We start from the raw sequence: 22840 nt of genomic DNA, 5'->3' as shown, positions 1-22840 counted from the left end.
CTCGTTCTCATTATACCATTAAATTTTTATTGGCCATTATATAAACAAGCCGGAAAAAAACTGCCTCAAGGACGTTCCTGGAGACAGTTGTTTCTTTACGCAAAATCGTAAGGTGTTTGTTGATATACATAGTAATTAAGCCAGTTCGTAAACAAAAGATTGGAGTGGGCACGCCATTTTAACGATGGTTTCAATAAATGGTTGTTCTCCGGAAAATAATTAATTGGCATTTTTGTGGAAATACCTCGTCTGGCATCCCGTTCAAATTCATATCTTAATGTTTCCGCATCATACTCACTGTGGCCTGTAACAAATATCTGCTTACCGTTTTTCGCCGCCAGCAGGTAAAGTCCTGCTTCTTTCGACTCGGATAAAATTTCAAGATCAGGGACTTGTTCTACATCCTCGCTGCGTGTTTCTGTATATCTTGAATGAGGAGCAAAGAACTGATCATCAAATCCTCTCAGCAGGCTGCTGTTTGGATTTTTTACCTGGTGTTCGAATACCCCAAATATTTTTTGGTCCATGGCGTGTTTAGGGATAGCATAATGATGATATAAGGCTGCCTGGGCTCCCCAGCAAATATGAAGAGTGGAAGTGACGTTGGTTTTGCTCCATTCCAGGATGTTTTTCATTTCCTCCCAGTAATCCACTTCCTCGAATGGAATTTTTTCCACTGGAGCACCAGTGATTATCATGCCATCAAATTTCCTGCTGCTAACTTCGTCTATAGTCTTATAGAAGCTTGCCAGGTGCTCATGAGGGGTGTTTTTTGACTGGTGTGTATCAGGATGCAGCAGCGATACATCCACCTGCAAAGGCGTATTGCCAAGCATTCTTAATATTTGTGTTTCGGTAGTTTCCTTTAATGGCATCAGATTTAGTATGACAATTTTAAGCGGGCGGATATCCTGGTTATACGCCCTGCTTTCATTCATTACAAAAATATTTTCTTTAGAAAGGACATCTTTCGCTGGCAGATAATCAGGTACTTTAATTGGCATATTACTCTCTGACTCCTTCATGAAAATCGATTCTCTCTCTATTTATGTCTATCCTGTTAATTTTACAAAATATCATGAATTCGTCAAGAAGGCAACACTTTTCTATCAGGAAGTGGCATCTTCTCCCTCCCCGCTTTGTGCGGAAGGCTCAAGCGCCCAGGAAGCGAGACCGCGGCCAGTATGATCAGTGTAGGAAAATTCATAGTAATCACTCTGTTTATCAAGCTCAAAGGCGACTGTGCCTCTGCGCAGACCTTCCGGACGAAGCTGGCCGCCGATCAAACGGCGGTCTTCGAAATCGGACACGTGAGTAAAGCTATAACCTTCTTCATTCGTTACCATTGTATTAAACAATGGAATTTCCTTATTGGACTCAGAGTTATTAAAAAAGGAAACATCTACTACTAATAATTCTTCGTTATCCTGAGACGTTATGTAAGACTCGTGCACGGTGATATCAAACCCATTGATATCAGCCGTTTCCCCGTATCCCAGCACGTGCTCAGAATCTGCAGAAATTACTTGCTGCAGAGGTTGGGTGTCTCCAGCTGATCGAAAAGTTTCAATGACAATACCGCTCATGATTCCGAGTAATAAAGTCAATCCGAGCAGCACCCAATATTTCTTTTCCATTCCGTCCTCTCCCATTCTTTATACTGCACATCGTTTGCTGTCACATACACATAATTCTTGAAAATGTATGGCAGCACGAATTCTAAATTATAATTATTTCCACCAGTCATCATGTACCGTCACTGGGATGGCTCTTTTGTGCTCGGTGGTATTATAGCGGTGAATAATGTTTTTTTCCGCTTCTGAATCAATAATTTTTCCTTCTAAGAAATCATCAATTTGATTATAGGTCAGGCCGAGAGCTTCTTCGTCGGAGAGGCCTGGTTTATCGCTCTCAAGATCGGCAGTCGGTATTTTTTCGAAGGTCTGCGGCGGTGCCTGCAGTTCCCGCAGCAGCTCTTTACCCTGGCGTTTATTGAGCCCGAACAGTGGTGCGATATCACAGGCGCCGTCCCCGTGCTTCGTGTAAAATCCGGTTACTGCTTCTGCTGCATGGTCCGTACCAATAACGAGGCAGTTATATTCTGCAGCGATATCATACTGTACTTTCATTCGTTCTCTGGCCTTCGTATTTCCCTTGTTAAAATCGCTCATTTTTCTTCCAGTAGCTTCTTCAAACGCTTTCTCAGAAGCATCGACGGCTTTTTGAATGTTTACCGTATATTTACTGGAAGGGGAGATAAATTCGAGTGCTCTGACAGCATCCTCCTCATCGAACTGACGTCCATATGGAAGACGAAGAGCGATAAATTGATATGGTTCTGTCTGCTCTTTTGTCTTCTCTTTATTTAATTCATCTACAGCCATCTGGGCAAGTTTTCCGGCTAAGGTTGAATCCTGGCCCCCGGAAATCCCGAGAACAAAACCACGCATACCGGCATTTTCCACATATGTTTTTAAAAAATCTTTTCTTTCAGAAATTTCCTTTTTTACATCAATGTTCGGCTTCACCTGTAATGCATTTATAATTTCTTGTTGATCTGCCTGCATAATTTACCCTCCAAAACTTATTTAACCTTTCTCTTACCTCTGTTGTTTCCCTTTAAACATATGAATTATGTCTTTAAAATAAATCGCCGGATATGATCGTACTTTCCTTCTGCCTGGAGAATACGCAGCTGGCGGTCCCCAAGTAAATCAAAATGAGGGAAGTGCTCCCTTTGGTGAATCCATTCCTCTTTTAATCCGTACTTCCTTCCCCATTGTATAAGAATGTCAATATCTGTACATCCGGCTTTGGTCACTGAGCGGTGTTCCGGAAAACGAGGGTCGTACCAATAATGTGTCAGTAGAGAAACGCGGCCATTTGATGCTTTTTCTTTCCACTCGTTTAATTCGGATTTTGAGATACCAAATGCCATGCCGTTCCTTCCTTTCCCTATTCTTCTATGTTATAACAAAAAATTGTCATTTTGTCGCTGAATATGTGAGAAAATGTTTAACTTGAACTACTCCACCTTAATGGATAACGCTATTTGAAGATGGAGATTCCTGAGAACACCGCTGTACCCACCGGTTACTTTATCAGGCTAACTCCGCAGTCCCCGCGGTTAGAATCCATTCGGCTTCGGTTTTAATATTTTGTGCTACATTCTTGTCTCTATGATGATGACGGCCGCATGTTGGGCAATTCCATGCACGGATGGCAGTGTCTTTCACTTTTTTGTGCTGATATCCACAATGAGAACACAACTGACTGGAAGGGAAAAATGTCGAAATAGGTACGGCTTGTTTTCCATACCAAACGCCTTGTATTTGAGCATCGTATGGCTTACCGGCCAGCCGGCATCCCCGACAACCTCCTCGTTTTGATGATCGGAACTTATGTTCTTATTATAGCAACCTCCCTATCTAATGACAAACCGAACTCCCAAAAAGAGGGCACGATTCATCCCCCACTTTACACTTCGTAAGAAGTGGAGGGTATTCTCGCATAAGTTAGATAAAAGCCCTTCGTAATGATCTTACGAAGAGCTCCTTTCTCCATTCATTTCTTTGAAATCTTTACTTTTTCATAGGCCACGTGCCATTTAGGTAGATGTTTTTTTATGGAGACTGGACGAAAGCTGTCTTTTTTTACACATACATGAGAACTTGTCCCTGCCGCACATTGAGCTCCTTTTTCATTACGGATATCATAGCTGTACATTACTTTTACGCCGTTGTAGTTTTCAAGCCACGTATCCAATGTAACAGTCTCCCCATATACCGCGGCTGCTTTATAATCCAGATTAAAATTAATTACTGGAGATAGAATCCCGCTTTCTTCAAGTTCCTTGTACTCAAAACCGAGTTTGCGGATAAACTGAGTCCTGCCTAATTCACACCACACGAGATAATTGGAATGATGAACAACTCCCATTTGATCTGTTTCTGCATACCTTACTTCAATACTTGTAGATTCAAAGAACACAATCTTCTCCCCTTTTATGATTGCTTATTTTCCAATGCTTTTGAAATATCTTCTCTTATAATATTATTAAGGTCGGACTTTTCAAAGTCTGCATTGGCAAGTCGCCAGGCCTGCTGCTGAAAGACTTCTTCTGCCACGTCCATCGCAAATCGTGCGTTACCGGACGTATCCATTTGATCATAAGCACTGGAGAATTCAGCAAGCAGGCTGTTATCAACGTTATACCCGAATTGCCTGATCGCAGCGATTGTTATAGAAGCGAGCTGCTCAGCAGAGTATGAAGGAAAATAAAGTTGTTTTTTGAATCTGGATCGCAGGCCGGTATTCAAAGCAAACAGCTCAGCCATCGGTTCGGAATAGCCGGAAAGCACAATGACTAAATTATCATCGTACTTTGTCATTTCCTCTACGATAGTATCCATTGCTTCTTTGCCAAAATCATTTCTACTTGAGGAAGTCAGCGAATATGCCTCATCTATGAAAAGCATCCCACCAAGCGCTTCTCTTATTTTCCTTCTAGTTTTCATAGCGGTTTGACCTGTGTATTCTGCGACCAGGTCGCTGCGGCCGGCAACGATTAAGTGACCTCGTTTTAAAAAACCGAGGTTTTTTAAAATGGATGCGTATAAACGCGCCACGGTGGTCTTTCCCGTTCCCGGGGGACCGGAAAACACGGTATGAAGATGAATCGGAACGGCCTCTGCCCCATGATCACGCCGGCGCTTCTGGATAGAGGCAAAGGAAGCAAGTTTTTTAATTTCTCGTTTTACGTCCTCCAGGCCAACCAGGGCATCCAGCTGTGATTCCGGAGAACGTATATCAGTGGTGGACTCATATTCATCAGGGTCCTGCATGTCCTCTTTTGTCAATAATGAAAAGTCATTTTCTTCTGAATGTGGTGCATCGCCCACCATAGAACCCTTCAGAAAAATGGCATCCATGATAATGTTTTTTACAGTTCTTGCGTTGCCAAATGTATCATCCACTTGTTCTTTTTCAATTCTTTGCTGCAGCTTCTTTTTACCATCTGCTGTAATGATATAATCATTATCCATTGCCATTTTGTCGCCTATGGAAAGCAGCTCTCTGGCTGAGTAATCAGGCAGGTGGATATGGTTGCTTTCAGGGAATCTGCTGCGCAGACCAGGGTTAGACTGAAGAAACTGCCGCATCTCTTCTGGGTACCCGGCCATTATTACCGCAAAGCTTCCTGCGTATTCTCCACCAGTCATGGCTGCTACGAGTGTATCCACGGCTGTCTGGCCAAAATCATTTCCCGCCATACCTTCTCTTCTTAAGCTGTATGCCTCATCAATAAATAAAATACCGCCTACCGATTCTTTAATTACATTCATCGTTTTTTCTTCAGTTTGACCGACGTATCCTCCTACTAGATGAGAACGGTCTGTTTCAAGCACTTCATCTCTGGGCAGCAGGCCGAGTTGATGATAAATTTTAGCTAATAGCCTCGCTAGCATTGTTTTACCGGTTCCAGGATTGCCGGTTAAAATCATATGCAGACTCCGTTCATCATTCCACTGATAGCCTTTTTCTTTACGGAGCTTTTGATATTGGAGGTAATGATACATCCGTTCTACTCTGTTTTTTACTTTTTCAAGGCCGATCATCTCATTTAATTCAGTAAGAGGGTCAGCCGACGAAGTTGCTTCCTCCTGTTCAGAAAGCCAGGTTTGCCACTCTCTTTTCAGTTTTTCAATCTCAGCTGATGTTTGTTTTATCTCCTTTACTTGTTCGGGAGAATAAAAAGAGCCGGAAGCGGTTTGTAAATATTGATCCGCACTCTCTCGTAAATGGTTATATAAGTCCAACCCTTCTTTAAGAAAAGCGGACAGCTCTTCTGCTGAATCAATTCGGTTAATGAGGCGGCTGCTGTGAACAAGTGAAACAGCGGTCTGCAGTTCTTCAATCTCGTTATCGGCGATATTTTTTAACTGTCCCGCTGCTTTTTTACGGGCTGAGCTTTGGTCTGTTTCCCGCATTGATGGCACCGGCAACGTAAAAACTCGCGCCTGCAGCTGCTTTATTTGTTCAATGGATTTTAGAGAAGTGGCTCTATCTTCTGCTTCGTTAAACTGTAACGCTTGATTCATCCAATTTTTAATGAGGGGATCAAAGCGTTTGACCTTCTTCCAGCGTTGTTCAGCCAGCAGACCATAAAGATCTGCTGCTGTCTGCTTTTCTTCTTCAAGTGTTTCATCCAGCAGCTCAATTTTGGAAAGCGCCGACTTTTCCTCAAAACGTTCAGGCTTATTTTTCCAGTGAGCTATTTCCTCCTGAAGTTCTTTCAATTCGGAACTATTCATTCAGCATTCTCCTTTGCTGAAAAAACTCAGCAACATAAAAAGGCAGCTTCACCGATCTTTTGCAGAATCGATCATACTCCCTATTTCTTAATTGTACTATTTCTTTATATATCTTGATATGGAGGTAACCATCGCTCCGATGAGTCCCCCCAGCGTATTTAACATGACGTCATCCACATTGGCTACTCTGTGAGTAAATAAAAATTGACAAGTTTCGATACCCACGGAAAGGGTGAATGAGCAACCAATTACTATAAAAATATTTTTCCATCCGCTCTTTAATAAAGACAGTAAAATGATGCCAAACGGCAGAAACATAATTACATTTCCCCCCAGGATCCGAAGCGGAGTTACCCAGGAGGAACTATAATAGGCGATGTTGTGAATGCTCTCAAACAATGTCAAGTTGTAGTTTCTATCACCTGGGGCCATGGGACCGTATGAAGAGCCATAATTCCAGGCGAACAGGGTGACATAAACTAAAGCAGTGAAATAAATACAAAGCAATAGTAATTTCCAGCGTCTGAGAACATATGGAGGTTCTGTTTTACTTGCAAGTGTCTCGGGTTTACTCATTCTTTTCCCGCCTTTACGTAGTTCCCTATCCATTATCAATTTTATGAAGTGGTTTGGCAAGCCTTCATTTTTCAATTATATATGCGGGGAAAAAGAAAAGATTCTGCTTCTCTTAGAAACAGAATCAGGAAGGCAGGTTATTTGATTGATGTTTCTCATCCAGGCGGGCATCAATTTTTTCAAGCTGCTCAGGGTCTTTTAAAATATCTTCTTTTATCGATTGAGTGAGCTCCTGGAGTGTTAATTTTTTCTTTTTCATTATTTACACCTCGGGTTTAAATTTTTACTATTATGAACAGTATTTAAGTTTTGTATACTTGTAATATAGTACGGTGCGTGAAATTATTTATTATTTAAAGAAAACACCGCTCTCGTTTAAGAGGCGGTGTTTACTCTATTACTGGGTTTTCGCATCCTTCTCTGCGAATTTGTTACGTAGTACCATTTGCAGAATACCGCCATGACGGTAATAATCCATCTCTATCTCACTGTCAAAACGAACAAGTGCTTCGAAGGTTTTCTTATTGCCTTCTTCATCCGTCGCTTCCACTTTCACGTGATCATGCGGCTGGACATTGTTATCGATTTTAACATCAAAGGATTCTTCACCAGTTAGTCCAAGTGAATCAGCACTGTCCCCTTCTTTAAACTGAAGCGGAAGCACACCCATAAATACGAGATTACTACGGTGAATGCGCTCAAAGCTTTCGGCAATAACAGTTTTAATGCCCAGCAGGTTGGTTCCTTTTGCAGCCCAATCACGGGAGCTTCCCATGCCGTAGTCCTTACCTGCTATAACCATGAGGCCTGTATTGTCTTCTTTATATTTCATCGCTGCATCATAAATGGCCATTACTTCACCTGTCGGCCAGTACGTCGTAAAACCGCCCTCAGTTCCAGCAGCAAGCTGGTTTTTAATGCGGATATTGGCAAAGGTTCCTCTCATCATAACTTCATGGTTTCCACGGCGGGAACCATAGGAGTTAAATTGAGCTGGCTTCAGACCTTTGCTGATCAAATATTTTCCAGCCGGGCTGTCTTTTGCAATGGAACCGGCGGGAGAAATATGGTCTGTCGTAACAGAATCTCCGAATTTCCCAATCGCACGAAGATTCGAGAGCTCTTCAATATCCTGCGGGTCTTTGGACATTTCTTCAAAGAACGGCGGGTTTTGTATATAGGTTGAATCATCTTCAAATTCATACAGCGCGGCATTTTCATCAGACTGAAGGTCGTTCCAGCGCTCATTGTTATCAAACACATTTTCGTATTCCTTTTTAAACAGGGCCGGGGAAACATTATTATGAACGAAATCTTTGATTTCCTGAGCCGTTGGCCATAAATCTTTAAAATAGACCTCGTTGCCGTCCTTGTCTTTCCCGAACGATTCGTTATTCATATCAAAGTTAACATTGCCGGCGAGTGCATATGCGACAACAAGCGGTGGTGAAGCAAGATAATTCGCTTTTACCAGCGGATGAATACGCCCTTCAAAGTTACGGTTCCCACTTAATACGGAGGAAACGAGGAGATCACTGTCAGCGATTCCTTTTTCAATTTCTTCCGGAAGCGGTCCGCTGTTACCGATACAGGTAGTGCAGCCATATCCAACAAGGTTAAATCCAAGCTGATCAAGAAATGGCAGCAGCCCGGCATCCTCGAGATAGCGTGTTACCACTTTAGAGCCTGGTGCAAGAGATGTTTTTACATATTCCGGCACTTCAAGACCTTTTTCAACCGCTTTTTTCGCTAGGAGTCCGGCACCAATCATGACATAAGGGTTGGAAGTGTTGGTACAGCTGGTAATTGCTGCAATAGCTACCGCACCTGTTTTCATGACTGACGTCTTCTCATTCGGGTGCTTGATTACTACCTCATTGTCCACATCTTCTTTCTCCATCCCGAATCCCTGGTTTCCAGCTGGAGCAGTCAGTGCCTCATTGAACTTCTTTTTCATATCAGAAAGTGTAATGAGATCCTGTGGCCTCTTCGGGCCGGAAAGACTTGGTTCTATCGTGGAGAGATCAATCTCCACCACCTTTGTAAACGTTGGATCTTTCTGATCCGGTGTATAGAACAAGTGATTGGACTTGCAGTATTCCTCTACGAGTTTAATGTGCTCTTCTGTACGGCCGGTCAAACGAAGATAATTCAGAGCTTCTGCATCCACCGGGAAAAAACCACATGTAGCTCCATATTCAGGGGCCATATTAGAAATTGTCGCCCGATCGGCAAGCGGCATTTCAGAGAGACCCGGCCCGAAAAATTCAACAAACTTACCGACAACGTTCGTTTCACGCAGTGTCTGGGTAACTTTCAAGGCAAGGTCTGTTGCTGTGGCACCTTCTGGGAGCGATCCTTTTAATCGAACACCAATTACGTCCGGGGACGGGAAGTAGGATGGCTGTTGAAGCATTCCAGCTTCTGCTTCAATCCCCCCGACACCCCAGCCAAGAACACCAAGTCCATTGATCATGGTCGTGTGAGAGTCAGTTCCCACCAATGTATCCGGGAAGGTTTCTACTTCACCGTTCTCAAGTTCTTTTTCATGAACGACTGCTGCCAGATATTCAAGGTTTACCTGGTGGACAATCCCTGTTGCCGGCGGCACTGCACTGTAATTATCAAATGCTTTAGTGGCCCAGCTTAACAATTTATATCTTTCTTCATTTCTTTCAAATTCAAGGTTCATATTCTGGCGCAGGGAATCGGATGTTCCGAACTGGTCAACCTGCACAGAATGGTCCACGACGAGATCTGCCGGAATCGCAGGATTGATGGACTGCGGATCACCGCCGAAATCAGCCATAGCTTTTCTAAGTGAAGCCAGGTCCACCACGGCCGGTACCCCTGTGAAGTCCTGAAGAATAACACGGGACGGTTTAAATGGAACATCCTCGCTGCCGCCATCTTTTTTGCCCCAATTGGCAAGACTTTCGACATGTTCTTTCTTGATTACCTTTCCATCCTGCTGTCTTAGTACAGATTCAAGCAGCACACGGACAGAAAATGGGAGTTCGTCCACTTTGCCGACGCCCGCCTCTTCGAGAGCTTTAATGTCGTAATAATAGTACGTTTTTCCATCAGATGTAAAGGACTTGCGCGCATTGAATACATCTTGATTACCACTCATATGTATCCCTCCTCTAAAGTCTATGGTATAACAGTTTCGCTGCTTTGTCGAAAAAAGAGTCTTGTTCATCTCTATCTGTCTAATGAAAAAAGCGCTCGATTTTCGCCACCTATATAAGAATAGCAAAACTTGTTGTAAATATAAATGCCTTGTGAAAAATTTTGTCAGTAACGCTTTGTCTTCCCGGCTGTCAGTTTCCTCTCAAGCATTTGGAGGCGTTCCAGCAGAATGTCAGCTTCATTCTCGGCTACTGTTCGAAAATCTATGACTATATTCTCCTGTGCCACCCTGACAATAATAGCAGGTGTTTGTTCAAGGCGGAGGTGTGCGGCTGCCGTATGTGCATCAATTTCTTTTGTGTCGATCACTACAGTCATAGTGGGAAGTTCCACCTCCGGCATTGTTCCGCCTCCGATCATTGAGACATCATCCTGAGCTCGTAATTCCCAGTATCGAAAAGTGTTGTTGCTGATAAATTCTTGTACTCTCTTTGCGATCTCTGCCTTTGTCTCTAAAATCATACGTGGAGCGGGGAGGGTTTTTACATGTTCCGTACCTCTCATATACGCCTTTAAAGTGGCTTCAAGTGCTGCGAGTGTCATCTTATCCACCCGGAGCACCCGTGCCAGCTGATGTTTCTTTAACAGATCCACCCATTGTTTTTTTCCGGCAATGATTCCTGCCTGCGGCCCGCCGAGCAGCTTGTCACCAGAAAAAGATACAAGGTCGGCTCCGTTCTGAAGCGCTTTACGCACGGTAGGTTCCTCCCCTATACCATGCTCAGAAAAATCAAACAGCGCACCGCTACCCAGATCTTCATAAACAATAGGATCGTTATGGCGCCGTGAAATTTCTCGAAGTTCTTCCAGCGAAACCTCACTTGTAAACCCGATTGTTTTAAAGTTGCTTGTATGAACCTTCATCAGCATTGCTGTCTGCTCCGTTATTTTTTCTTCATAATCTCCCGGATGTGTTTTATTGGTCGTTCCGACTTCAACAAGTTTGGCCCCACTTTCCTCCATGATTGAAGAGACACGGAACGAACCGCCTATTTCGACCAGCTGCCCCCGGGATACGATCACTTCACGATTTTTTGCTAACGCGCTCAGTGTGAGAAATACAGCAGCTGCGTTATTATTGACGACCATCGCAGCTTCTGCTCCAGTCACTTCAATGAGAATATCTTCTAAAATTTCATGGCGTGACCCGCGCCTGCCTTCGTCAATATTGTATTCAAGATTGGTATAAGAACTGGCTGCTTCCACCACACGAGCGGCAGCCTCCTCACTGAGAAGTGCTCTTCCGAAATTCGTATGTAAAATAGTGCCGGTCCCGTTAATAACTTTGGACAGACGATGACGGAAAAAGTCATCGGTTCTTCTTTCCAGCCGGTTCAGCACCAGCTGCAGCATTTCATCTGCGGCCATCGATGATTTCATAGTACTGCTCATAAGATGATTTCGCAATTTATCAATTTCCCAGCGGAGCCAATCTGTGACAATATTTTTATCACCTGCTTTACTAACAATACGCTGATAATGTTCTGTTTTCTGATACTCATGTACAGGTGGAATTCGTCTTACCTCATCGTACATCGACATCAACCTTTCTACCGTAACGAAACGAAGCAGGCATAAATCAGGCCAGCTGCAGTTGTTTCTGCCTGCTGGCCCCACCTACTCATTGGTGTTTTCCAATTTCTGCGACGAGTTCGTCTTCGTCGGGAAACCGGCCCGTTTCTTTTTTTGAGTAGATGGTTCTGCCGTCTACCGAGACTTCGAATACGCCTCCGGAGCTTGTAATTAATTCAATCGATCGGATTGTTCCTTTATAGGTATCATATAACTTTTCCGTGACACTCACGGCCTTTGGTGAATAGTTTCACTGCATGCAGAACTCGATTGAAATTTTCATCGTATCGGCCTCTTTCTGTATAGTCTGTTGGTTATATTTTAGTGTATCGTTTGTGTTCATGCAAACTTCGGGATTATACTAAGATAAGGAAAGTAGCTGGAGGTGATTCGATGAGTAAAGAAGATTATATTAAGCTGACGAGTCTGTCTTCAAAAGCGGGCTGAGGATGCAAAATAGGTCCTGAAGACCTGGCGCAAGTATTGCGCCATTTACCAAAAACTGAACCAGATCCAAACCTGCTGGTAGGCACAGACACTTCTGATGATGGCGGTGTTTATAAATTGACAGATGACATCGCACTTGTACAGTCTGTTGATTATTTCACTCCGATTGTCGATGATCCGTATATGTTCGGACAAATTGCGGCCGCAAATGCATTAAGTGATATATACGCGATGGGCGGCATTCCAAAAACGGTCCTGAATATTGTCGGATTCCCTATAAAGGAGCTTCCCGATGAAATTCTTGCCGGCATCATGAAAGGTGCTGCGGATAAAGTAAGAGAATCCGGGGCGGTGATTGTCGGAGGGCATTCCATAGATGATCAAGAGCCGAAATTCGGCCTGGCTGCCACCGGGATCGTGCATCCTGATAAGGTGTGGGCCAACAAAGGAGCCAAACCCGGAGACGTTCTCGTGCTTACAAAACCGATCGGTGTTGGAATCATGACGACGGGAATCAAACGTGATGCATTAACACAGGATCAAGTGGAGTCTGTGACCAACCTGATGGCAGAACTTAATAAAGAAGCAGCTGAGGCGCTTCAGGCATATAATCCACACGCCGTGACAGACGTGACCGGCTTCGGACTGCTTGGACATGCGTATGAGATGGCTTCTGCAAGCGATGTTTCCTTCCGTTTTAAAACAAAGGCGGTTCCTATGCTGGCAGGCACGCGTGAGCTTGCTGAAAATGGGATCATTCCCGGAGGATCAAAAGCAAACGCAGCGTATCTCGCCCCGCATATACACCGGGAAGACAGTGTTTCAGCACTGACTCAGGATATTTTATGCGATGCCATTACTTCTGGAGGGCTTCTTGCTGCGATGAACAAAGAAGAAGCTGAGCAATATGTCCAGGATATGCACCAACGTAGAAGCGCCGGCACAGCCATAATCGGCGAGGTGCAGGCAAAAGCTGAAGTTCATTTATTATTAAATTAAAAAGAGGCCGTCCCAAAAGCTATTTTTTGGTGACGGCCTCTTATCATTTTTAAACAGACACGGCCTGGCCGTAGATCTTTTCAATCATCCCATTTTGCAGCTCCTGAGGCGGGCCGTCAAAAATTACTTGACCGCGGGATAATCCGACGACTCTGGAGGCAAATTCCTTTGCGAGAAATACATCATGTACATTAATGATCGAAATTAACTTATTCTCGTCATGGATACTGCGAAGCAGCTGAAAAATTGTACGTGCTGTTCCAGGATCAAGACTCGCCACCGGCTCATCCCCTAAAAACACACTCGGCTCCTGCATCAGAGCTCTTGCAATTCCTACTCGTTGTTTTTGGCCACCGCTCAGCCATTCGACACGCCGTTCTGCCATTTCGCTTAAACCGACCTGTTCTAACACGAGCGCTGCTTTGTTTTTTTCATCCTCCGTAAATGTTCCGAAAAAGTTAAAAAACGCACTTTTCTTTCCAAAAAGACCTGTCAGAACATTCTGGCGAACACTCATTCTTGGAATTAGATGAAAGTGTTGAAAAATCATACCGGCTTCACTTCGCCATTTTCTGACTTCCGGTTTATTCAAATGATGGATGCTTTTTCCGTTCAGAAGAACTTCGCCCTCTGTCAGCGGCTGCAAAGCATTAATAGTCCGTATCATCGTCGATTTACCAGCACCACTTGGCCCGAGTACACAAACGAACTCACCCGGTTTAAAGGAGAGACTTACATTTGAAATCGCAGGCTGGTGCGATGCCTGATAATACACGGATGCTTGCCTTAATTCAATCATCATTATCTCTCCTTTTTAAATAACCCGTTTCCTTACAAATGCACCGAATAAATCGACAATAATAACAAGTGCCATTATAAGCAGTACCTGCACTGTTACCGCTGAATAATTGAAGCTGTTAAAATCATTGAATAATTGCTGACCAATCCCGCCTCCGCCTATAAATCCAAGAATCAGCGAGGTTCGTATCGCCACTTCAAAACGGTAAAAATAGTGTGATAACACGTTAGGCCAGATCTGAGGAACTATCGAAAATAAATTACCGAGCCTTCTAGTGGCACCGACAGACTGCATCGCTTCCTGCGGCCCTTCGTCTGCCGCTTCAATCAATTCTGAAATAAGCTTGCCGAGCACACCAATATTATGAAGAAGAATGGCGATTACAGCAGGAAATGGTCCAAGGCCAAAGACCACGACAAAAATTAGTCCGAATACAATTTCAGGTATGGAACGAAGAATCGATAGAAAAAATCGGTTAACATAATAAAAAACACCATGACCCGCCGTATTTTTAGCGGCGGTGAAACTGAGAGGCAGTGCAATTATCAGTGCGAAAAATGTCCCAAGAAAAGCAACGGCAAGCGTAACCAAAATAGGCTCAATCATGTCAGGGAGGATTCCCCATTCTGCCGGGAGAAAGCGATCCTGTATGAAGGCAAACGCGTTGCTGAATTCTTTTAAATTGTTCCAGTCAAAATCTGTCTGACCCATGCTCCACCAGGTGAATACGGCAAGCACTGCCAGATACAGCCATACTCTTTTCCGAAACCAGACCATTATGCTTTCCCCTTTATGACCATCAGGTTAGTCCTCGATGCTCTCCATGTTCAACATGCCAAAATCCTGCGCAGCTTGAGTTATGCTTTCATAGTTTTCGTGTTCCGTTTCAATAAACGCATTCGCACCACCGAAAATATCCAGAATTTCTTCATCATCTATTGCAGTGAACGCCTCCTGAATTTCCTGCTTCGTTTCATCGTCCATCCCTGCAGGCACAGCCCATGGATATTGATAAAGTCTCTCCGACTGCCAGATCGTCTTCAGTTGACTGTCATCAACAGCTCCATCCTCAACTAATTCGTTATAAATAGCACTGTCAATCGCACCGGCATCGACGTCACCGCTTTCAACTGCTGAGGCAGTCACATCATGGGAGCCAGTATATTGAACATTAGCGAATTCATGTTCATTTTCCGATTCAAACGCCCCGCGTTCCATCAATTCAAGACCTGGTATAAGGGAGCCGGAAGTCGAGGAAATACTTCCAAAAGCAAAATCTACCTCACCGGCTTCTTCAAGCATGTCATCAAGATTCTCCCATTCCCGGTCTGCCTGGGTAATTATTTCGGAATAATAATATGGTTCTCCATCAATTTCCTGCGTAAGTATTGCTTCAGCACCACTCGCATCATTGGCAATAACATACGTAAGCGGTCCGAGGTAAGCAAGATCTATGTGTCCATAATTTAATGCTTCTACTACTGCGTTATAGTTCGGGTACAGCTCGACCTCAACGTCATCTTTCATACTTTCATTCAAGGTATCCTCAAGGGACTGAAGGCCTTCATCCATTTCTCCGGAGGATTGAGCCGGAATAGCTGCGATAGATATAGTTCCATCGTCGTCATATACGCTTTCTGCAGAATCCTCGCCGGAATCTGAGCTCTCTTCATTTCCGGACGACTCATCTCCAGAGTCTTCCGCTGTGTTTTCCTCTTCCGAACCGCATGCGCTCAGTGCTATGAGAGAGCCTGCCGCAAGTGATATTACGAATTTTTTCATCTTTTTCCCCCTATGCCAAAAAGTCATTATCTTCATTCTCAAATGGAATATTATTGCGTTTTTAAGCTACCACTGTTTACTATAAAAGTAAAGATATCCGCCCTGATTGGAGGTTTATTTATGAATGAAAAACAGCTGCAGCTGTTTCAGGAGCTCGCACGCCAGAGAAGCTTTTCAAAAACGGCAGATAAAATGCACATTTCTCAATCAACCGTGACAAAAAACCTGCAAAATTTAGAAAAAGAACTCGGAACTCTTCTCATGGACCGTAAAACGTTATCCCTGACAGAAGAGGGAAAACTCGCTCTGGAGAAAATTCAAACGCTTCTCGCCAGCTGGGAGGAGCTGCGATCTCTCAGTTCAAAACTTGGCAATAAATATGAGCGCACGCTCCGGGTGGGGGCAAGCACTACTCCAGGCACCTATTTTCTACCCTCCATTTGTAAAAAATGTCATGAAGAGCTCCCGCAGCTTCGCCTGCATCTTCATATTGATAATTCAGAGACAATTATTCAGTTATTAAAGGACCAAGAAATTGATATTGCAATTGTCGGACATGACGTCAAGGGGGACGACTTTCAAACTAGTCCTCTGATTTCAGAAAAGCTTGCCATCATTGCTCCTCCAGAGACCGAAGAGGATCAATGGAACTGCTTTGAGGAATTAAAAATTCATCCATTTATAAAACGAAAAGAGGGCTCTGGCACGTATCACGCCGCCAAAGCCGGACTTACTAATTGGGGAGGCAGTTTATCCCTGCTCGAAACAGCCGCCATTGTACCGAATACCGAAAGTGTCATCTCACTGGTTGAAGCAGGCATAGGCTGCGGATTTATATCAGAGCATGCATTAAAAGGAGCAGTGACGCGAGGCTGCCATTTTAAAGGCTTTCTGCCTGGGGAACGAACCTTTTTTATCAGCGTTGCTTCACAGGATGATCCAATTATGGAAACTCTTTTAGAACTTATGATGCGCTGGAGCCGCACACGCACTCTTTTGTAAAAGCTGTTCATAAACACGGGCATATTTATTCATTTCCTGAGAAGGAAGATGATGCTTCATAACGTGCTCCCATACTCTTTGAGAGTATCGTTCATACTCGTTTGGATTCTTAAGAAAAAAACGGATGTGGGACAGAAATTGATCCGGTGTTTCAAACAGTACATTTGTGCACGAATCAACGACGCTGGCGTTTCCCGGATTATTACGGACAATCACTGGAATTGAATGACTCATTGCCTCTAATATACTGATCGGCTGCCCTTCTGAAACGGACGTGTTTACGACAAAATCTGCCTCCTCGTACCATTCACTCATTTGTGAAGGAGGAACCGCTCCGGCGTAAGTAAACCATCTGTTCTGATTCTCCAGTTCCTTCACCTGCTCGAATATCGTATTATTGAGTTTCTCACCGAGCAGAATCACTTCGAGATGTGGATATTCTTTCCCAAGCTGTTCCCAGGCAGCCTTTAAAAATAATACGTCCTTGACTTCACGAAGCCCGGCAGGCAAAAGAATTTTGCATTGCCCCGACTCTATCAGAGAGCGGCGCTGAAAAGGCCTGGGGACGACAGATTGAGGGATAACGAACATTTTCCTTTCTAGGAAAGGAAAGCTATTAATGATTTTTTCGCTTGCATCCTCAGTAAATACTGTTAAAGCCCCGGCTTTCTTTAACAGCTCCTCCATCGTCTTCCTTTTTCTGCTGTCTTCGAGGTCAATATTTATATCCGTGCCGCCGGATGTAATCAATAATGGCTTCTCTGGTTTAAGGTTATTGTTACTCAGCCATTCGGCTGTACGACGGACATGGAGAGCATGAATAATATCTGCCTTAGCAATTAAATTCGCTGCGTCCTTTTGTTCTTCTTCAAATGCAAACACCTCTACATTAGCCCCGGCTTTTGTTAAATAATGCTCCATCCGCTTAGCAGTAGCGGCATTTCCCCGCCGAGAACGCACATACGGAGTCAAATACAATATATTCAGATCTGCTATATTGTCGATTAAATAAGCCACTTTCGCGTTTCTCCTTCTCTTTTTGTCCTTTTCCGTTTATCCATCTCTTCGAGCAGAGGAACGAGAAATTTACGGGAAAGAACCAGTGCTTCTTTTGCTTCCTGGAGAGTAAACGTTTCCTGTGTCTCTTTTTTGAGCCTGGCCGCTGTTTCTTCAAATGCTTCTGTACACCACAAATGTTTGTCATCCATCGACACAGCCTCACCCTGGCCTAACAACAGTCGTTTCCACTCTTCCACAATACCGGCAGGAAGTCCCTGTTCTTCACAATATACTGTCCAGGGCTGCACCTGAATGCCATCGGACTTCCATTCATTCAGCACCTGCTGCATTCTTTTTTCCCATCCTTTTGGAAAATGAGGTTCAAATTCACACATACTAATAAATTGATTGTTTTTGATGATTATTTTTTCTTTTTCTGCTTTTTCCAAAAAGCGCTCGAATAAATCCTTTGGCAGTTTTTTATATTTTACAGCGCGGAGCTCTTCCTTATTTTTTCCATACCGTAGAGGATGTTCGTCATGGAAAGACTTCAGCTCGGATATAATCTCTTCGGTAAAACTCTCATAAAACGTGCGGAGTGTCGCTTTTCCATTAGAAAACACCAAAACCTCCCCTGATTGGTGCAGTTGTTCCACATTTTGTTCTGTTTCTTCCATAGGAAGACCTGTCGCTTTTGCAAGCTCATCAACAGTCAGCCATTTTTCCTCTATCAGCGCTTGTTTGATGTGTTCCTCCGGCGTTCCCGTCATCTCCTTTTCCAGCTTGTGTATCGTTTCATTTCCAAATCGGAGCTCTCCTCCAGCAGGGTTAATCACCCAGCCACCGCCAATAGTTTCCATAGGGGAAGGGCGCCGCAATATAAAACGGTCTCCGCGTTTAGTAACCACCGGCTCGTCCAGCCGGAGCTGACAGAGCACTTCCATTCCAGAACCGGTTTCAAGTACATTGCGATCGAAGAATACAATCTTTCCAAATACCTCCGCCGTTCCTAGATGAAGCTTGATGGCACCACGTTGTTTCAGCGCATGTGAAAACAGCGAGGAAGTATACAGTACAATATTTATCTCATAGGTCGTAATATAATGCTCAGCCGAAACGAGCACGTCCCCTCGGGAAATTTCTTCCTTCGGTACGCCGCTGATGTTGAGAGCTAGTCTCTGCCCGGCAGAAGCCCGGTTTACCTTTTCTCCATGAACCTGAAGCTGGCGGATATTAACCCGCTGCTGCTGAGGAAGCAGGGTGAGTATTGAATGCTCCTGTACTGATCCTTCATAAACCGTGCCTCTCACTACCGTTCCCTGGCCGTGCACGGTAAATACCTGATCAATTGGAAGGCGGAACGCTCCTTTTGCCTCGCGCACTGGAACTGAATCCAGCATCGATTCAATAGCATTTTTTAACGGATCCAGCCCCTTTTTCGATATACTGTCGACATACAACATCGGGGAATGTTCAAACGGTGTACTTCTCAGCTCTTTGCGAATTTCTTCAGCTGCCAGCTCGAGCAGGTCCTCTTCTACATTATCGATTTTAGTTACGGCAATCAGACCGCCTTTTACTCCAAGAAGAGACAAAATGGCGAGGTGTTCCTTTGTCTGAGGCATCACTCCTTCGTCAGCGGCCACCGTCAATATTACTCCATCAATACCCGCGACACCGGCAATCATCTGGCGAATAAAGCGTTCGTGTCCCGGCACATCAATAATGGATACCTTCGTTTCGTCACTTACATACAGAGGCGCAAAACCAGGCTCAATCGAAATGTTCCTCGCTTTTTCTTCCTTCAGCCTGTCTGTATCTATGTTTGTGAGCGCCTTCGTCAGCGTCGTTTTTCCATGGTCAATATGACCTGCCATACCGATCGTGTAAGTTTTCATCAATATCTCCCGCCTTCAACGGCTGTCTTTGTCCTGCTTATATTCGTATGAGTTTATCTTACAATATTCGCCGGGAGGATGAAAACGAAAGGTCCCTTTCTTGCAAAATGTATAAGAGGAAGGTAAAATAATCCATATTTAGATTCAAACTTAAAATTCACTATGTACTCGGGGTGCTTTTCTGCATGGACCTGCGGTACATTTTAGTACAAATCTATCTTCCACTAAAATTTTGTGAGAGGTTTTTTTATGGAATATTTTCGTCAACCAATACGAAAAGGAAAAAGAACAGAAAAGAGAAAGCTACCAATCCAACCAAAACAAATCAATGTTAATTTATCACTGACGGAAATTTTTGAGCGTTTTATGGTATTTAAAAAGTCGGAAGCATTAAGACAACCATCAAAGATTATTACACTCATTTCCAATGGCTGTGTGATTATTTGGAAAGAGATTTAACCAGAGATGAAATTACCACAGATGTTTTTTTATCTTACACACACTTCATGTTAAATGATTTAAAAGTAACACCTGTTACCGCAAATGTCCGTATTAGAACGATTCGAGCTATTCTGAGATATGCGTATCAAGAATGATAGATAAATGAGGCTATACATGAGAAGTTATAACCTGTCAAAACTCCAAAGACACAAATTGATGTGTTGTCTTCTGACGAGATTAAATTAATTTTTGCTCAAATTTATGAAGATTTTTTTGGAGGATACAGAGACAAAGTATTGCTTTATACGTTGCTTGATACGATGGTTCGTATCACTCTGGTTAGGATTCTTAATCTTTCCACTAATTCATGTCTGTTTGTTCAATTACCCATGATAATCTCTATATGACCTTCAAACAAAAGAAAAAACCCTTCTGAGATTATTCAAAAGAGTTTTTTTACATTAGTTTTCTGTTTTAGATTTTTTCTTTTATTATTAGAGCCTGTAAACCAATGAATCAGTCGCAAAATAATTACCACAAACAAGGACAGTATTGCATTTGAAAGCAAAATTATTGAAAGACGTTCGTTACTGATGTCGCTATAGGAGTGCTTTTAGGAGACGCATACAGTAAGCTAAAAGGAAGAAGAGTAGTCTTAAATCCTTTCTGAGATTGAGATTATTCAGAGGGGTTTTTGAATAAAATGCCAAAATAAACCAAAGAACGGAAACAAAGTATGATACGAAGAAACCGCATATGGCTTATTGCTTTTTTATTAATTACGCCACTAGAGCCCCGTATTTCCCCATTTAATAATCTCCTTACAGATATTGTCTTTTTAAAGCTGTGCTGAGGCTCATTGATTTTTTAATGATTGGATCAATCCCCACACAAAAAAGCCAATGCCCAATGATAAAGCAATTATAGTAACAATCATTAAGCTGATCGGAATATGAGACATGTACCGAGCAAAATCCTTTTCGCCCCATGTTGTTGCCCCAATTCTTCCTATAGCTCCACAAATAAAACGCGTGGCATAAAGTATAGTAGCCATAAATAAAAAAGAAATGCCTATACTTGTTTTGTTCATAATTTTTCATTCTCCCTTAATAAACATCTAATTATAATTCTACTACGCGATATTGCCGTTCAACCCATTTTTTTGGATAAACATATTTTGTATCATACACTTTAGCGCGAGGATGAGCAGATTTCAGTTCTTGTTTAACTTTATACTTTTTGTATACATGTCTATATTCTAATCTATATTCTCCATCTGGGTAAGAATGCGTTGAATAGCTTACCGTTTTATCATCAGTATACGTAATATCAAAGCCTACCTCTGAACTTACTGCACTCTTTGTTGCCTCCAATGAACCGGAATAAGTGTTAGACACTGCGGTTGTGTGAGAAGCAGTTAAAACACCACCGCTTAAGGTAGAAGCTCCAGCATATTTCCAGTTTCCATAAGAATGTCCCTCATATGATTCACTTACGGCATACCATTTTAACGATCGTTCAGATGTAGAAAATTCAGTGTCTTCATCTGAATCAACAAAGCTGTCATCTAACTCATCAGATGTTTCTATATAAAAGTCTACAACAGTTTCTCCTTCGTTTAAATCGACATTTAAAAAATCATCATTTGTTTCTGCGCTAACCATGGAAGTAGTCGTAAAGCATAGAGCAATTAAAGCAGCTAAAAAACCTAGTGAAAGCAATATATTTTTCATTCTCATTCCCCTTGTTAGTATGTATTTTAATTATTGGGGGTTTCTTTTTTCTTGTTTTTATAAATTACAACCCATTGCCAAACATTCATATGTTCACCCCTTTCATGGTTTGGCTTCTCAAACGTACCAGAATTTTACTTTTGTGAAAATGAGGAGAAAATAATTAAAACACCTTCTGTTCTAATTGTTCATTACATATTTCCGTATTATTCGCATCAGTTTTTCTAAATTTTTCAAATATTAATTGACATTTATTAAATTTCCATTTTATTTTTTTTGACCTTTGTTTTCTTCTTTGCTCAGTTGTTCTATGTATTTGGCAATACCTTGTGGAATCGGCACACCGATTTTCCCTAAGTTTTCGAATATACTTATTCCTTCATTTCCAATATAAAAATAGGTAGCCATTGTCCGAAATACAGGTGTTCCTGTACCAGTAAGTAAATCAAGCATATTAGCCAAAATGACAACTAGCATAATTGCACCTTTTTTGAGCATACCTTTATAACCAACAGCAGAACGTAACTTACCTGTGTAAGTGCCTTTGATGAATTCTGTAATCAAATCAGCAACCATAACAATGGTGGTTTTGTTGTTGTGATTGGCAATCCTCCATATGTTCGAGAAGTGCTGGAGTCAATGTAAGAGTTAGCGGAGCAACGGTAATTGAAGTATTAATAAATGAGAAGTACAAAGAAATTTATGGGAGAGATGATAAAAATGGAGAATCAGACGACACAAGTTAGTAGTAATGGAGGCAACCCTGCCCAAAATTTGAATGCAATTTTGGTTTTGGAGCATCTTTTGTAAAGCCAGTTTATTCTTCTGGTTAGGATTCTTCAATCTACCCATGATAATCTCTATATGACCTTCAAACAAAAGAAAAAACGGTGCTGCACCCCAAAAGTTAGAGTAAAAAACTAACGTTTGGGGTGTTTTTATATGGCTAAATATAGTGGTGATTTTAAATTTAACGTGGTGAAAGAGTATCTAGAAGGTTCGTTGGGGTATAGGTTGTTGGCAAAAAAACACAATATACCGAATAAACAACAAGTAAGAAAATGGGTAAAGGCATACAAGAATCTT

At 42.6% G+C, this 22840-nt stretch carries 25 protein-coding genes and 1 pseudogene; 6 read left to right on the top strand and 20 right to left on the bottom strand.

The window, feature by feature from the left end:
• Nucleotides 1-95: 95 nt before the first annotated feature.
• The 12 genes and pseudogenes from metA to ACE4RR_RS14540 all read right to left on the bottom strand — a co-directional run.
• Entirely contained in the window at nucleotides 96-1004 is a 909-nt protein-coding gene (gene metA / locus ACE4RR_RS14595; RefSeq protein ID WP_375536168.1) for a homoserine O-acetyltransferase MetA, read from the bottom strand.
• Between the two features lie 105 nt (nucleotides 1005-1109).
• Complete coding sequence (locus tag ACE4RR_RS14590; protein WP_375536167.1) at nucleotides 1110-1637, bottom strand: DUF4352 domain-containing protein; 528 nt, start codon at nucleotides 1635-1637, stop codon at nucleotides 1110-1112.
• Between the two features lie 93 nt (nucleotides 1638-1730).
• Nucleotides 1731-2567, bottom strand: a complete 837-nt coding sequence (nadE, locus tag ACE4RR_RS14585; RefSeq protein WP_375536166.1) for an ammonia-dependent NAD(+) synthetase — start codon at nucleotides 2565-2567, stop codon at nucleotides 1731-1733.
• Between the two features lie 65 nt (nucleotides 2568-2632).
• Entirely contained in the window at nucleotides 2633-2938 is a 306-nt protein-coding gene (locus ACE4RR_RS14580; RefSeq protein ID WP_375536165.1) for a hypothetical protein, read from the bottom strand.
• A 163-nt stretch (nucleotides 2939-3101) separates the two neighbouring features.
• Complete coding sequence (locus ACE4RR_RS14575; protein WP_375536164.1) at nucleotides 3102-3269, bottom strand: zinc ribbon domain-containing protein; 168 nt, start codon at nucleotides 3267-3269, stop codon at nucleotides 3102-3104.
• 295 nt (nucleotides 3270-3564) lie between these two features.
• Nucleotides 3565-3990: an acyl-CoA thioesterase gene (locus tag ACE4RR_RS14570; RefSeq protein WP_375536163.1), complete on the bottom strand. Its 426-nt coding sequence runs from the start codon at nucleotides 3988-3990 to the stop codon at nucleotides 3565-3567.
• 14 nt (nucleotides 3991-4004) lie between these two features.
• Entirely contained in the window at nucleotides 4005-6314 is a 2310-nt protein-coding gene (locus tag ACE4RR_RS14565; RefSeq protein WP_375536162.1) for an AAA family ATPase, read from the bottom strand.
• Between the two features lie 96 nt (nucleotides 6315-6410).
• Nucleotides 6411-6890 carry a VanZ family protein gene (locus tag ACE4RR_RS14560; RefSeq protein ID WP_375536161.1) on the bottom strand — a complete coding sequence of 160 codons (480 nt, stop codon included), beginning with the start codon at nucleotides 6888-6890 and terminating at the stop codon, nucleotides 6411-6413.
• A gap of 124 nt (nucleotides 6891-7014) precedes the next feature.
• Nucleotides 7015-7149 (bottom strand): FbpB family small basic protein, encoded by a 135-nt coding sequence (locus ACE4RR_RS14555; RefSeq protein ID WP_375536160.1) that lies wholly within the window; start codon nucleotides 7147-7149, stop codon nucleotides 7015-7017.
• A gap of 138 nt (nucleotides 7150-7287) precedes the next feature.
• A complete protein-coding gene (acnA, locus tag ACE4RR_RS14550) occupies nucleotides 7288-10023 on the bottom strand; it encodes an aconitate hydratase AcnA (protein WP_375536159.1) in 2736 nt (911 codons plus the stop codon).
• Nucleotides 10024-10187: 164 nt separating this feature from the next.
• On the bottom strand, nucleotides 10188-11618 hold the full coding sequence (gene selA, locus ACE4RR_RS14545) for an L-seryl-tRNA(Sec) selenium transferase (RefSeq protein WP_375536158.1): 1431 nt from the start codon (nucleotides 11616-11618) through the stop codon (nucleotides 10188-10190).
• Between the two features lie 85 nt (nucleotides 11619-11703).
• Nucleotides 11704-11892, bottom strand: a pseudogene (locus tag ACE4RR_RS14540) (Rdx family protein); the annotation flags it as partial.
• A 155-nt stretch (nucleotides 11893-12047) separates the two neighbouring features.
• Here ACE4RR_RS14540 and selD point away from each other — a divergent pair.
• Nucleotides 12048-13100: a selenide, water dikinase SelD gene (gene selD, locus ACE4RR_RS14535; protein ID WP_375536156.1), complete on the top strand. Its 1053-nt coding sequence runs from the start codon at nucleotides 12048-12050 to the stop codon at nucleotides 13098-13100.
• A gap of 49 nt (nucleotides 13101-13149) precedes the next feature.
• Here the strand turns inward: selD and phnC are convergent, their stop codons facing one another.
• Genes phnC through phnD form a run of 3 tightly spaced genes read right to left on the bottom strand, consistent with a single transcriptional unit; the run spans nucleotide 13150 to nucleotide 15681 of the window.
• A complete protein-coding gene (gene phnC / locus ACE4RR_RS14530) occupies nucleotides 13150-13899 on the bottom strand; it encodes a phosphonate ABC transporter ATP-binding protein (protein WP_375536155.1) in 750 nt (249 codons plus the stop codon).
• A gap of 15 nt (nucleotides 13900-13914) precedes the next feature.
• The gene (phnE, locus tag ACE4RR_RS14525; RefSeq protein WP_375536154.1) at nucleotides 13915-14676 is read right to left on the bottom strand and encodes a phosphonate ABC transporter, permease protein PhnE; all 762 of its coding nucleotides are present in this window, start codon (nucleotides 14674-14676) and stop codon (nucleotides 13915-13917) included.
• 27 nt (nucleotides 14677-14703) lie between these two features.
• On the bottom strand, nucleotides 14704-15681 hold the full coding sequence (gene phnD, locus ACE4RR_RS14520; RefSeq protein ID WP_375536153.1) for a phosphate/phosphite/phosphonate ABC transporter substrate-binding protein: 978 nt from the start codon (nucleotides 15679-15681) through the stop codon (nucleotides 14704-14706).
• Nucleotides 15682-15801: 120 nt separating this feature from the next.
• On the opposite strand from phnD, the gene ACE4RR_RS14515 reads away from it, so the two are divergent.
• Complete coding sequence (locus ACE4RR_RS14515; RefSeq protein WP_375536152.1) at nucleotides 15802-16683, top strand: selenium metabolism-associated LysR family transcriptional regulator; 882 nt, start codon at nucleotides 15802-15804, stop codon at nucleotides 16681-16683.
• Here the strand turns inward: ACE4RR_RS14515 and ACE4RR_RS14510 are convergent.
• A complete protein-coding gene (locus ACE4RR_RS14510) occupies nucleotides 16639-17700 on the bottom strand; it encodes a glycosyltransferase (RefSeq protein ID WP_375536151.1) in 1062 nt (353 codons plus the stop codon). The genes ACE4RR_RS14515 and ACE4RR_RS14510 overlap by 45 nt on opposite strands.
• Entirely contained in the window at nucleotides 17688-19580 is a 1893-nt protein-coding gene (selB, locus tag ACE4RR_RS14505) for a selenocysteine-specific translation elongation factor (RefSeq protein ID WP_375536150.1), read from the bottom strand. The genes ACE4RR_RS14510 and selB overlap by 13 nt, the downstream gene beginning before the upstream one ends.
• 249 nt (nucleotides 19581-19829) lie before the next feature.
• Here selB and ACE4RR_RS14500 point away from each other — a divergent pair, with 249 nt between their 5' ends.
• Nucleotides 19830-20039 (top strand): hypothetical protein, encoded by a 210-nt coding sequence (locus ACE4RR_RS14500; protein ID WP_375536149.1) that lies wholly within the window; start codon nucleotides 19830-19832, stop codon nucleotides 20037-20039.
• The gene (locus ACE4RR_RS14495) at nucleotides 20024-20176 is read left to right on the top strand and encodes a phage integrase SAM-like domain-containing protein (RefSeq protein ID WP_375536148.1); all 153 of its coding nucleotides are present in this window, start codon (nucleotides 20024-20026) and stop codon (nucleotides 20174-20176) included. The genes ACE4RR_RS14500 and ACE4RR_RS14495 overlap by 16 nt, the downstream gene beginning before the upstream one ends.
• A gap of 701 nt (nucleotides 20177-20877) precedes the next feature.
• Here the strand turns inward: ACE4RR_RS14495 and ACE4RR_RS14490 are convergent.
• From ACE4RR_RS14490 to ACE4RR_RS14480, 3 genes are all read right to left on the bottom strand, one after another.
• On the bottom strand, nucleotides 20878-21111 hold the full coding sequence (locus ACE4RR_RS14490) for a hypothetical protein (RefSeq protein WP_375536147.1): 234 nt from the start codon (nucleotides 21109-21111) through the stop codon (nucleotides 20878-20880).
• 31 nt (nucleotides 21112-21142) lie between these two features.
• Nucleotides 21143-21754, bottom strand: coding sequence for a hypothetical protein (locus ACE4RR_RS14485; protein ID WP_375536146.1), 612 nt, complete (start codon nucleotides 21752-21754; stop codon nucleotides 21143-21145).
• Between the two features lie 267 nt (nucleotides 21755-22021).
• On the bottom strand, nucleotides 22022-22330 hold the full coding sequence (locus ACE4RR_RS14480; RefSeq protein WP_375536145.1) for a phage holin family protein: 309 nt from the start codon (nucleotides 22328-22330) through the stop codon (nucleotides 22022-22024).
• Here ACE4RR_RS14480 and ACE4RR_RS14475 point away from each other — a divergent pair.
• Together ACE4RR_RS14475 and ACE4RR_RS14470 are read left to right on the top strand one after the other, a co-directional pair.
• Nucleotides 22319-22399 carry an Eco57I restriction-modification methylase domain-containing protein gene (locus tag ACE4RR_RS14475; RefSeq protein WP_375536217.1) on the top strand — a complete coding sequence of 27 codons (81 nt, stop codon included), beginning with the start codon at nucleotides 22319-22321 and terminating at the stop codon, nucleotides 22397-22399. The two genes, ACE4RR_RS14480 and ACE4RR_RS14475, sit on opposite strands and share 12 nt — an antisense overlap.
• 297 nt (nucleotides 22400-22696) lie before the next feature.
• Nucleotides 22697-22840, top strand: a 144-nt coding sequence (locus tag ACE4RR_RS14470; protein ID WP_375536216.1) for a helix-turn-helix domain-containing protein, incomplete at its 3' end; no start/stop codon positions are given.

The organism is Alteribacillus sp. HJP-4 (assembly GCF_042139015.1).
Classification (GTDB): Bacteria; Bacillota; Bacilli; order Bacillales; family Marinococcaceae; genus JBHIKY01.
The sequence above is the reverse complement of the archived record's forward strand: the minus strand, read 5'-3'. Positions and strand labels throughout refer to the sequence as shown.